Genomic DNA, 11,429 nt, shown 5'->3' on the forward strand with positions numbered 1-11,429 from the left:
ATTAATTCAGCTCCGCTGTGGTGATCAGCGGGATCACCTTGTCAATCCGTAACATTATTATCAGCTGGCGAGGTTGGCCATTCACGTTAAGTAGGCGTAACGCTTTGCCGCGGCTTTTCAACCGCTTGTATAAGAAAACAATGGCACCAATTCCACAGGAGTCAATAAATTGTACCTTGGTCATGTCAATAACGAGCTCAGATAGCTCGGTTTTACTCAGGGTTTCTAACTGACTTTCCATCTGCTTGGCAACATGCGCATCGAATTCATCCTGCAGAGAAAGTGCGATTACTGATTCAGTCATACTTGGCATATTAACCTCGTTATAGTGCCATCAGCGTTGTGATTCTGCGTGATGGCCCATGTGTGTATCGAGAGGAACAAGCGTGATGATATTACTCCTGTTCCATTAGGGTAATAATGTCTATTCAAGCTATATGCCAAATTGCTGGATGAAGGTGATCACGGGAGGATATGTCGTGATTATGACGATTATTGGCCGCGTTTAGTCACCATAACGAGAATGGTTTTGAAGATGATAAACGTGTCCATCTTTAGCCATTGCCACGGCGAGCCTAGTGCGGCGGCATAAGCATGGTCCCAGGCTATTTTGGCTTTTACATCGTCAAGACAGCGATCATAGCCTTGGCTTACTTGCGCTAACCCAGTGATCCCTGGGCGTAAACCTGCTGTGCGTTCTAAGTAGAATGGCAATGCATTTTGCAAATCGCCACAAAGCTGTGGGCGTTCAGGGCGTGGCCCTATCAGTGCCATATCGCCTTTAATGACATTGATAAATTGTGGCAGTTCATCTAATCGTGTTACGCGTAAAAATCGGCCGATACGGGTGATCCTAGGATCGTCTTGTTGTGCCCATACCGCACCAGAATCTTGCTCGGCATTATGAGTCATAGTGCGAAATTTAATGACTTCAAATAAGTCCGTGTGTTGTTCACTGATTTGACCGACTCGCAGTTGACGATAGAAAACGGGGCCTTTTGAATCGAGCTTAATCAGCAGTGCGATCACAGGCCAAAGCGGCAAAGTAAGCACTAATCCTATTAAACTTAATACGAGATCACTGAGACGCTTACAGCATTGTGTTGAGCGCGCCTGGTAGTCGTAAAGCGGTGGTAGGTGGCGCCAACCTTGTTTAAATTGACCATTGAGATAACGCACCATGCCAAACAGTGAAGAGTAATAGCCGCCCACTAAATAGTGCCATTTATTTAAGTGCTTCTGATTAACCCCCCAGGCGGGCAGTAATGCGAGGAAGTAGGCGCAGAGTTGACCAATGACAAGCAGGCTCGCCAGTAACGATCCTTGGATAGCGAGTGCACTGGTTGCAAGAAGATAGCCAATCAAAATGAAAGGCATGACAGTGCGAAGCCCTTTACCTGAACCAAATAGCCAACCCAACTTTTTTTGTTTTGGCGAAAATAAGAATCGACAGCGTATCAGTTGTTGCAAATTACCCGCCCCAATGCGTTGACGGCGCTGGTGGTTTTGCTGATCTGTTGATGGTGAAATTTCTACGCTGTTTATGTATTGATTGAGGAGAACGTTGTAGCCTTGTTTAATCACCATCATAGGTAACATGAAGTCATCATTAATGGTGTCTTCTGGCAAGGGCGTAAACAGGGAGGCGCGCATAATATAAAAAGCCCCATTACCTCCCATCACGCTACCAAGTTGGGATTCAGCGTGACGAATTTTATTTTGCCATTGCCAATATTGCCTTTCCCCTTCAGTCGCATCTGCGAGTAGATAACAACTGGTAATAGCGCCGGTTTCAGTGTTTTGAAAACTGTGGGCAGCCTGAGTGAGTGCATCAATAGAAATAAGTGCAGAGATATCACTGAGCGCAATAAGGTCGTATTGGGTGGACACTTGCGCCATCAAGGCATTCAGACGTGCAAGCTTACCTCGGTTGTTTGCTTTATCTGTCCATTCTAGCTTAATCCCCGCTTGCTCAAACTTGGGGTGCCACTCTTTAATGATCTCAGAGGTATTATCGCTACAGCCATCGCAGCAAATATGGACGCTGAGTTTTTCTGCAGGGTAATCGAGCATTAATATGTTCGCCAGTTTGGCAGCCATATAATTGGCTTCATTATGAGCGGGCATGACTAAAGCGATACACGGGTATTCGTCATGGTGAGAAGCGGCCGGCGAAGTGGATCGATCATTGGTGTGATACTTACCTAAGCGGATCATTACCGCGGTGTACACAATATGATGATAGATAATCAAGATGCTCAGAAATATAACGATAAACCACAACATCATTACGCTCCTTTGCTAAAAAGCTAATGATTCATAACGGGTTGTCATGGTTCTCACATCGGCACAGTCACGTACAAACCGTGCATTGTGAATGCTGACTTCTTTATTGTGTTTCAACCCTTCGATTAATGCATTGGCAAACAGTTGAGGAAGGTCTGACTCAACCAGTATTCCTGATAGCGGGCACAGTAGGTCAGGGATCCCACCCACTTTTGTCGCCACAACACTTTTGCCACAGGCTTGGGCTTCAAGCAAAGCCAGCGGTAATCCTTCCTGTCGTGATGGCATACAAAAAAGATCAATTGCACGATAGAAGTTTCGCATTTTGCTGCAATAGCCTAACCAATGAATGCGATGGTTTACTTGGTATTGTGAGGCGAGTTGTTTGAGGGCGGATTCTTCAGGGCCCTGTCCGGCAATCACAAGGTGATGATCGTTAGGAAGTTGGGTAAGTGCCATTATCGCAATATCAAGCCCCTTTTCTTTGACTAAGCGTCCTGCGCAGCCGACTAATATTTTATTCAGAGGGAGGCATAAGTGCTGGCGAGAAAAAAGCTGATGCCCAGGTGAAAAGTGGTCGGTATCTATGCCATTGAGAATAACGTGGTCTGCTGGACGACCAAGCATCCGTTCAAGCTGTAACGCAACACGAGGAGCATCTGCAACCAACTGTACTTTTTTACTACTTAACAGCCATTTGGTTAACCGACGTTGTTTCGCATTGTGCAAATGCCAACTGTCATGCTCGGTTTGGATATGACGGACAGGTGTTGTGATAGTGGCAAGACGACTATACAAGAGTGGGCCTATGTGGTGTGAGTGAACCACTTTGACATTCAGCTTACGGATTAAGTGACGTAGCTTAATCACGGTCGTGAAGCTTTTTCCTGTGGGTTTGTTCAGGAAAAAAAGTTGGTCTTTAAAAGGAAGCAGTTCAGGCCATGCTTTAATCGCGTCGACTTTGTTGCCTTCAAGCGCTACCACATACTGCTTATAGCCTGGTGAAGAGAAGCGCAATAGGTTTAACACCAGGTGTTCAATGCCACCAGGATGAAGATGCTGAACTACTTGCAAGGTGACATGATCCATAGTGACTCCCTAATTAGCAGTATGTTGAAAATTTGGAATACGAATAAGTACGGGGGCATTCGTGAGTCGACTAATATGTGCACTTTGGTATAAACGCGTATCAAAGAGTTGCACTACACAAGCGAGCGATAGTCCAAGCCCAAGCCCTCCTGCTATACCTAAGCAAAAGTTGAGCCACCAAGGCCAATTGAGTGCTTCCGTTGGCACTGTCGGTAAATCAATAATTTTCAGTTTGTCAGATTCCTCAAATCGACCGAGATGACCTGTGACTTTTGCCATTTCGTAACGTTCGAATAATTGGTTATAAATGCGAGACTTTATATCGTAGTTTCGTTGCAGTACCGTGAGCTGCTGTTCTAACTCTGCATATTCGCTCCGCATTAATTCCATATCTTTTGCTTGTTGGCGTAGGATCTTTAATTCTTCAATGCGGGCATTGAGCTCATTTTCAGCTTGTTGTAGTTTCTCAAATTGACTTAATAGTATGGGCTGCGTTTTGCTGTTGCTGTTTTGCGAGTTGTTGGCAATACGTTGCCATAGCTGGCTAATCTCATCTGGATTAAGCGATTGCTGCTCATCCATTAAGCGTGAGCGCTCCTGTTTTAAACTATTGAGTTTAAGCAATAATGCTTTGATCGAAGAGTGCTTATCGGTGTAGCTAGCACGAAGTATTGCTAATTCCGCTTCAGCAATCACGATCGCTTCCTCCATCATCCCAACCACAGGATTGGTACTGGCGAGTCGTTGATAAAGGTTATCGCGTTTAGATTGAGCGTGAAGTAGAGCCAGCTTTGTTTCTCTGATCATGGTTTTCAGCTGGGCATCATTTTGGATATTTGACCCTTGTAGGTGGGGTAAGTTATCTGCGTGTTGCGCTTTGAAAATAGCGAGATCATTTTCTGCCAACTCTAAGTCTTTTTGTGTTGCACTGAGTTCTCGCTGTAAAAATATTTCAGAACCATCAATGGACGCTCTTCCTGGGGCTCTTAATTTTTCAAGAAATAGCGTTGATACAGCATTCAAAATTGAGGGGATCTCTTTGGGAACATGCCAAGTTAATTCAAGTTGTACGACGTCATTGCCTACCAAGTTGAGTTTTAACTGTTTGTTTAGTTGTTGGCGATAAGACTTGATCATTTTTATATCTTGGCTGCTGGCAAGGCCGACCTCTTTCACCACTTTATCTAGAACGGATTGGCTATGTATGAGTACACGTAATGCCTTTATTCGTTCTTTTAGGTTCATTGCAATTGAAAGGTCTTCCAAAAATGGATTGAGCATTGAGGTTTCTTGGACCAAGATCGTTGTTTGCCCGTAATAGTTTTTGGCTTTTAGTGAGCCGCCAATCATCATCAGTATTGGCATGACAAGCACTGGAATAACCACTAAATAACGGTGTTTCCACAAGGCCAGCAGTAACGGATAAAGTTGGGCAAATAACTTAGAACGCATTGTTATAGCCTCTTGAGTAGCACGGTATCAGGTTGTTGTTTGGGGGCAAATTCAGTGCGTAAAGGTATGTTTTTCGCTGAGGATATTTTGTTGATTGCCTGCATCCGCTTTTGGCTTTGTAGTAGCGAATCAAAAGGATTGTTGAGGTTCGCAGGGGCAATATAAGCCGCAAGCTGGTGGTAGGGATTATCCTCAAAAAATTGTTGGACCTTACGTTGTTGCTCAACATTGAGTGAGACTTGCTCTGGGCTAAAAAAGATCTCAAGTTGCTGAGCTGTTTGTGTGGTTGTCGCGCAGCCACTCAGTAATAGCAACCCTAAGTAGCTAACACGTAATATGTGTTTGGTTGTGCTTGGCATACTTGATCCTTTATTTATTCGAAAATCCCTCTCTCAGTAGTAGCAAAAAAAGTGCCGTGTTGTCGTTTGATTAACTTACTTTGTGTTTTAGCTGATGAGATATGCGATCTGTCACTTCTTTCGCCCTGACTTGCCATGTTTCAGCGGCTATCAGTTGACGCGTTTGTGTTTGGTAGTGGTTGCGCTCGATTCGCCCCCAATGGCTATAGTGGTCAATAGCCTGTAGCCATTGCTCGGTTGTGGTGGCTGTTTTAATGACAGAGCGATAAGGCTGTGTTGCAGGAAAGTCACTGCTGATGGTGGGACACCCCGCAGCTAAATACTCTCTTAATTTTAGTGGGTTGCATGCTTGGATTTGTGGTGTGTTTTTAAAGGGTAGGATTGCCATATCCCAGTGCTGGAGATAGCGTGCAAGCTGTTCATGCGGTTGGGTGGGGAGTAAGTGAATATTGTTAAGATCAGCGAGTGCTGAGATATCCGTATTAATGGGCCCGAGCAAGTAAAAGTTAATAAGCGGCCGCTGTATGGCGAGTTCTCTTAGCAATTGTTGATCTAACCATTGATCGATACTGCCGTAGAAGCCAATGCTCGTTCGTTTAAGGTTAATATTGGCTGGTGCGGGTTGAGGTGTCGCAAATTGCGAAAGTGAAACGCCATGTGGCAGCAATATAACGGGGTTCTGTGGATTCAGTTGCTGCAATTTTGCTTGCAACATCGGGCTGCAAGCGAAGATTAAATCAGCGCGAAGCATTAAGCGTTGCTCGGCAGCTGCGGTGGCTTGATGATCCACCCCTGCTAATGCTGAAAAGTCATCGCCACAGTAATAAATGACTAAGTCACTGTCGCAGATAGAGAGGAGATCGATAGCGCTTGGTAGTGCAGTCCAGATAACGCGTTGATAACGCTTTTTAGGCAGTTGCCGTTGTAGGCTCAATTTATTTAATATTTTTAATCCAGTATGCTGCGCCAGTGGCCACACTAAAGGCTGAACAATATGAGTGGGCGTTGTCTGCTGGTGGTTTTCTTGGCTATTAGCCGATGAATCTACCGTAGGATTTTTAGCGCTGAATTTGGCGAGTAACTTCTCTTTTATTCGTACTATGTCACGTCGATTAATGCTTGGCTGGCGCAACCCTATCGAGTTAACCCAAGTCACAGGGTAGGAGTGCATGAGTTGTGAAATAATATGTTGGCTACTGGATGGGTGGCGTCCCCAATCTTCACCAAAAACAAGAAACTCCATAAATTAGTACTCCAGTTGTTTGATTACACAAGCAGGGTTTCCGCCAACCAGGACATTAGCTGGGATATTTTTTGTCACGACGCTTCCTGCTGCAATAATGCTGTTTTCTCCAATTGTCACACCTGCAATAACGATGACACCTGTACCAAGCCAGACATTACGACAAAGGTGAATATCTCCGACTTGTTGGGGTAAGTCTGGTTGATCTGCTGCACGATCCATTGGGTTAATCGGGTGTCCTGGGTAGCCTGCTAAAAATACTTTTCCAGCCAGTCTTACATTATCGTCAAGTTGTATTGTGCTGCCGACAGCGAGGGTGTTTTGCCAGCCGATTTCTACGTTATTTCCAATGAGTAATTGTGGTTTTTTCTTTCCCCAAACCCGGCCTGTAATGGTGGATACGCCTGAAATAACGCAATGGTTTCCCATTTGAATATTGACTGTGCCTAGTAGTAGTGGCATTCCAGAGTAAAGCTGAAGCTGTTTAGGTGGTGATGAAATTTGAGATAAAAAGAGTGGGGTGTAATACAGTTTTTGTATTATGCAATGCAGACTGTTTTTGATCGCAACATGCAGCTGGTAAATAATGTTATGAACGAACGGGATGACGGGAAAAACAACGTTTCTCCAAGCTTTTAAATAGATTTTTATCATGGCTATTTGCGTGGGCTCTAGCATGTTTTTAACGATTGTGCGCATGTGTTCCCCTTAGCGAATATTCTGATTGATAATTAATCTATTTAGTGCCAGAACAAGTCCAATCAGAATATAAAGAGGCCAAGTTGTTCCCTGGGTTAAAAAGGTTCCCCCGACGCAAAATGATAGTAAACCAAGCCATAATCCTTGTGCGAAAGGCAGCATTTCATGATTCGTCAGTCGCTTTAATAGTGAATAACAAAGTTGCAGTGCTGTAATAACCATAAGCAGGAATAGTACCAACCCGACAAAACCTGTCTCAGACATGATTTGTAACCAGGTGCTATGGACAGCATGGTTTTTCCCATCCCAATGGGGAGAATAAAAATAGTAGTTGAAGTAAAAGTTATCTAAACCAACACCTGTCATCGGATTCGCGAGCGTCATACGCCATGCTGCCTGCCAAGCATAAATACGCCCCATGGCAGATTCATCTATGCCTTCTTCTGCTGCTCCTCCAGATGCCCGATCACTAATACCTGCCAATGCAATTAACGCTAACCCACCGATCATACAAATGATGCTAGGAAACACAATCGAGCGACATTTAAGAATAAGAATGGCAAAGACACCACAGCCAATACTGAGTAGCCCTCCTCGACTTTGTGTTGCAATGACGCCTGCAATCAAAATGATAAGCACAATGACACTAAATATTTTTTGCCATACGGTTCCACTAAATGTGTAAGCAAGCGCAAATGAAACAGGAAATTGTAAAACGAGTGCAAGATCATTGGGATCACCAAGAATGGAGCCAATGTCACGACTGATTGTCACTCGGGTTTCTTCGACTAAGCCAATTCCGTTAGCCTTGTTATACAAAGCTAGAATGGCAATACAAGCTCCGCTGAGAAGTAGCAGAAGAGGGATTTTTTTTAGCTGGGTCAGCTTAGTTGGTAACCAAGCGATAGCAAAAACCATAATAATCATTTTAATGTAATTGCCATTAAAGTTGGAAAATGCTTCGGCTCTGTTCGTCGCGAGTGTGCAGCAAATTAAAACCCAAAAGCTAAAAAGTAATAGCTGTGTTTGTAAACGGTGCCAAGCCAAAGGTAACTTTTGTAGCCAGAGTTGCCAGAACAGTCCTGCTAAACTGGCTAAAGCTAAGTATTGAGGGATGTGTAATGGCATTAAAACAGGGAAGGCTTCGTGGATACGAAAGTAAGAAAAAATAATAAAAAACAGGCAGACGAAAACGGCTTGATTAATGATAAAAGGTAACAGAAATAGTGCGCTAATAACTAACGTTATATTACCTTGTAGATACCATAGTGCGGCAATTAATAGACTACAGAGGAGAGCGATAAAACACTGGGTACGAATAGTCATAAGCGTCTTAACATTTTTGTATGATAACGGCTCTTATCTCGCCATGACCAGAGACAGTAAATAATGAGACTTATAGTTATTATGTATTTTAAAGTTGGGTGAGAGATGAAATGAGCAATCGTAAGGCTGAGTACAAATAAGTAGCAGATGACTAAACGACCATGAGGGTAAGGAAGAGGTAATAAACGTTGGCTCCATATGTAAAATAAACTGAGTCGTAGTAATTGTAGATATACCCCGCCCGCAAGTAGGGCTGGTAGTCCCCAATTAGGAAGTACACCAAAAATAATTACGAGAGCAGCTAATGCGCTGATCACGTTAATTTGTAGAACACTTTTTCCATTTTCTTGCTGATAGCACCCCATATTTAAGTAAGTACTAGCATGCTTGAACATCATCATTACAGCCAGTATGGGGAGGATGTTTGCGCTTTTATGAAACTCCTCAGGGAGCCAAAGAGTTAGAAAACTAGGGCCAATAGTTATAACACAAGCTGTAATAACGCTGCTTAGCTGACAGGCGGTGACTCCCATTAAGGCTGCATATCTTTGCTCATTTTCAGTGTCGATAAAACGAAAGCGTTGTGGAAACCACCACAAACCAAAAGGCTCTAATAGCAGGCTAGCGGCAATTGCCCACTGCATTGCAATTGCATAGGTCGCGAGTTCATTGAGATTGAGTACCTCGGCAATTGCCCATCGTTCAGCACCAAGCGTAATAAAAGCAAGGATACCAGCGGTGGTGATTGCTCCCCCATAGCGAAGTAATAACCTGAAATGCTGTTGGCGAGGAGCAGGGAATGACGTTATTAATGAAAGGAATTGGATCAGTTGTGCAATGACACCTGCGATCATTATCCCATCAATACCCAATCGAGGCGTAAGTAGCAGGATAAGTAATGCTTGGCTCAGTGAGAATGTGAGTAGTGCCATAACAAATTTTGGAGCTTTATTTTCTAACCTCAGCTTAGTCAGGGGAACTGTACATAATGTATTAAGAAATAAATTAAAGAGTAGGCATCGCAATGAGAATAGGGAGGGCTCTCCTGGTAACCACTGCTGAAGAGTTCCTACATTCATCCACAACAAAATTGTGGTAATGCCGCTGATACAGATCATTAACCATAGTGCGCCAGCGATAAGATCAACTTGATTGATTTCTTTATTATGAGCGAAGCGAGAAATGGCGTCAGGGAGTCCAAACGTCAAAATAATAGAAAGAGATGTGACAAGAATAACGAGTACATCTAATTGTCCGTACTCATGAATGCCTAGCCATTGTGTTACCCAAGGTTGTAAGAGTAACCCAATCAATTTGCTTATGATAAGGCCCAGAGCATAGGTAGCCATAGTTACAGGGGCTGTCATGCTGTTGCCTTAACGTTTTTATTTACCTCTTTTGCAAATAGCGGCTCTTTTTGCATTTTAAAAGTGATACTAATAGAGGGTGCATGGCAAAATAAAGCATGAAAAGCTTGCGAATTACAGCGCTTACTTTCCTCTTCTATTCCATCATTCTTCATTATCATTGCTTTCACCTAACATTTACGACTTCGGTGAATTAATACAAGTTTAATGCCATTACGTAATGGCTTGTCACTTGCATGTAGTCATTGCTATTAGTCGAAATAATATGGGCTGGATATGAAGGATGAGATAGGGGTTAGCGTTATCATCCCCAACTATAACTGCTTAGCGTCATTACCTCGAGCTATAGAGAGTGTTCGTAGTCAGAATGTAACCGTTGAAATCATTATTATAGATGACGGCTCGACCGATGGTTCTCGAGAGTGGCTAAAGTCGCAGGGTGATGTAAAGGTTATTCATACACATCGACTTGGTGCATCTGGGGCGAGAAATATGGCTATAACGCATTGCCAATATGATTTGATAGCATTCCTAGATGCTGACGATTATTGGTTAGAGGGAAAACTCCAACACCAATTAACACTTCATGTTTTATCGCCAAATATCATGTTCAGCTTCTGTGATTATTACCATGTCACAGAAGCAGGAGACCTCACTTATTCATGTTTCCAATACTGGCCTAGATTTAAAGGGTTCATGAAGCAAAAAGGTCATCATATTGTAGAGGACAAGATATTTCGTCATCTTTTCGCTGAGAATGTTGTTGGTACGAGTACTGTTGTTGCAAATAAGTTAGCTGTAATGGCGGTCGGTGGTTTTGATGAAAGCCTAAAGTCAGCTTCTGATTGGGACTTATGGCTGAAGCTCGCTCGATGCGGGAAGGTCGGGATAGTTAATAGGCCACTGTGTCATTATATTTTTGATCGTGAGGGGGCGATAAGCCGTGACCATGAGAAACGTCTGAATGCTATCAGGGTGATTCTGTCTCGACATCGCAATGCAATGAAGCAGTATCCTAGATATCTAATCGCGGGTTATCTTCGCTGGATTACAAGTATTGCAGAGTGTAATAGAGAGGAAAGAATATATTGGCTATCACTCTCTCAAGAAGTATTTGTATGCTGCCTTCAACCAAGCCGACGCCACTTACGTGCAATGGCTGGTGATGCATTACGAATAATGATGTTTAAAAAGGCTAAATAACCATCATTGCTTATTATCTATTCGTTTGTTTTTTTATTTTAAAAATAGGCTTGTCAGATGTCAGTAAGTCTCTATAATGCCGCCTCACTGACACGGAGAGCTGCTTCTCAAAACGAGATGACTAGCAACGTGTTAGTACGGTGAAAGCCTTTAAAAATAAAGTTTCAAAAAGTGTTTGACACTTACCTTGATTTCTTTAGAATGGCGCACCTCTTCAGAGCGAAAGCCGAAGAAAAGCTCTTTAACAATTTGACCATGCAATCTGTGTGGGCACTCGTGAAATGAATAGTCAAAACTGTTCATTGTGACTTTTTAAGTGACAATGAATTTGGCATCAATGAACTGAGTGACCAATACAAAACTTAAGTTTACTTAAGCTTTGGCACAGTCAATTCGAATATCATG

At 43.2% G+C, this 11,429-nt stretch carries 11 protein-coding genes; 1 reads left to right on the plus strand and 10 read right to left on the minus strand.

Going from position 1 to position 11,429, the window contains the following annotated elements; genetic code table 11:
* Position 1 precedes the first annotated feature (1 nt).
* The 10 genes from ASV53_RS08405 to ASV53_RS25420 all read right to left on the minus strand — a co-directional run bounded on the left by ASV53_RS08405 (position 2) and on the right by ASV53_RS25420 (position 9,976).
* A complete protein-coding gene (locus ASV53_RS08405; protein WP_094956765.1) occupies positions 2 to 313 on the minus strand; it encodes an STAS domain-containing protein in 312 nt (103 codons plus the stop codon).
* Positions 314 to 492: 179 nt separating this feature from the next.
* Positions 493 to 2,289, minus strand: coding sequence for a sugar transferase (locus ASV53_RS08410; RefSeq protein WP_094956766.1), 1,797 nt, complete (start codon positions 2,287 to 2,289; stop codon positions 493 to 495).
* Positions 2,290 to 2,301: 12 nt separating this feature from the next.
* Entirely contained in the window at positions 2,302 to 3,375 is a 1,074-nt protein-coding gene (locus ASV53_RS08415) for a glycosyltransferase (RefSeq protein WP_094956767.1), read from the minus strand.
* Between the two features lie 9 nt (positions 3,376 to 3,384).
* Positions 3,385 to 4,827, minus strand: coding sequence for a GumC family protein (locus ASV53_RS08420; RefSeq protein ID WP_094956768.1), 1,443 nt, complete (start codon positions 4,825 to 4,827; stop codon positions 3,385 to 3,387).
* 2 nt (positions 4,828 to 4,829) lie between these two features.
* Positions 4,830 to 5,186, minus strand: coding sequence for a hypothetical protein (locus ASV53_RS08425; protein WP_062690046.1), 357 nt, complete (start codon positions 5,184 to 5,186; stop codon positions 4,830 to 4,832).
* Positions 5,187 to 5,256: 70 nt separating this feature from the next.
* Entirely contained in the window at positions 5,257 to 6,429 is a 1,173-nt protein-coding gene (locus ASV53_RS08430) for a glycosyltransferase family protein (RefSeq protein WP_094956769.1), read from the minus strand.
* Positions 6,430 to 6,432: 3 nt separating this feature from the next.
* A complete protein-coding gene (locus ASV53_RS08435) occupies positions 6,433 to 7,128 on the minus strand; it encodes an acyltransferase (RefSeq protein ID WP_094956770.1) in 696 nt (231 codons plus the stop codon).
* Positions 7,129 to 7,137: 9 nt separating this feature from the next.
* On the minus strand, positions 7,138 to 8,454 hold the full coding sequence (locus ASV53_RS08440; RefSeq protein WP_094956771.1) for an O-antigen ligase family protein: 1,317 nt from the start codon (positions 8,452 to 8,454) through the stop codon (positions 7,138 to 7,140).
* On the minus strand, positions 8,451 to 9,821 hold the full coding sequence (locus tag ASV53_RS08445) for a lipopolysaccharide biosynthesis protein (RefSeq protein ID WP_094956772.1): 1,371 nt from the start codon (positions 9,819 to 9,821) through the stop codon (positions 8,451 to 8,453). Before ASV53_RS08445 ends, ASV53_RS08440 begins: the two co-directional genes overlap by 4 nt.
* On the minus strand, positions 9,818 to 9,976 hold the full coding sequence (locus tag ASV53_RS25420) for a hypothetical protein (protein WP_205049191.1): 159 nt from the start codon (positions 9,974 to 9,976) through the stop codon (positions 9,818 to 9,820). The genes ASV53_RS08445 and ASV53_RS25420 overlap by 4 nt, the downstream gene beginning before the upstream one ends.
* 121 nt (positions 9,977 to 10,097) lie before the next feature.
* Between ASV53_RS25420 and ASV53_RS08450 the strand changes: the two genes are divergently transcribed.
* The gene (locus tag ASV53_RS08450; RefSeq protein ID WP_094956773.1) at positions 10,098 to 11,024 is read left to right on the plus strand and encodes a glycosyltransferase family 2 protein; all 927 of its coding nucleotides are present in this window, start codon (positions 10,098 to 10,100) and stop codon (positions 11,022 to 11,024) included.
* Positions 11,025 to 11,429 lie beyond the last annotated feature (405 nt).

It is taken from the genome of Photobacterium sanguinicancri, assembly GCF_002265265.1.
In the GTDB taxonomy this organism is placed as follows: Bacteria; Pseudomonadota; Gammaproteobacteria; order Enterobacterales; family Vibrionaceae; genus Photobacterium; species Photobacterium sanguinicancri.

Bases quoted from the DNA above. Each gene is read 5' to 3' on its own strand.
- ASV53_RS08405 (WP_094956765.1), bottom strand. From the start codon at position 313: ATGCCAAGTATGACTGAATCAGTAATCGCACTTTCTCTGCAGGATGAA.
- ASV53_RS08410 (WP_094956766.1), bottom strand. From the start codon at position 2,289: ATGATGTTGTGGTTTATCGTTATATTTCTGAGCATCTTGATTATCTAT.
- ASV53_RS08415 (WP_094956767.1), bottom strand. From the start codon at position 3,375: ATGGATCATGTCACCTTGCAAGTAGTTCAGCATCTTCATCCTGGTGGC.
- ASV53_RS08420 (WP_094956768.1), bottom strand. From the start codon at position 4,827: ATGCGTTCTAAGTTATTTGCCCAACTTTATCCGTTACTGCTGGCCTTG.
- ASV53_RS08425 (WP_062690046.1), bottom strand. From the start codon at position 5,186: ATGCCAAGCACAACCAAACACATATTACGTGTTAGCTACTTAGGGTTG.
- ASV53_RS08430 (WP_094956769.1), bottom strand. From the start codon at position 6,429: ATGGAGTTTCTTGTTTTTGGTGAAGATTGGGGACGCCACCCATCCAGT.
- ASV53_RS08435 (WP_094956770.1), bottom strand. From the start codon at position 7,128: ATGCGCACAATCGTTAAAAACATGCTAGAGCCCACGCAAATAGCCATG.
- ASV53_RS08440 (WP_094956771.1), bottom strand. From the start codon at position 8,454: ATGACTATTCGTACCCAGTGTTTTATCGCTCTCCTCTGTAGTCTATTA.
- ASV53_RS08445 (WP_094956772.1), bottom strand. From the start codon at position 9,821: ATGACAGCCCCTGTAACTATGGCTACCTATGCTCTGGGCCTTATCATA.
- ASV53_RS25420 (WP_205049191.1), bottom strand. From the start codon at position 9,976: ATGAAGAATGATGGAATAGAAGAGGAAAGTAAGCGCTGTAATTCGCAA.
- ASV53_RS08450 (WP_094956773.1), top strand. From the start codon at position 10,098: ATGAAGGATGAGATAGGGGTTAGCGTTATCATCCCCAACTATAACTGC.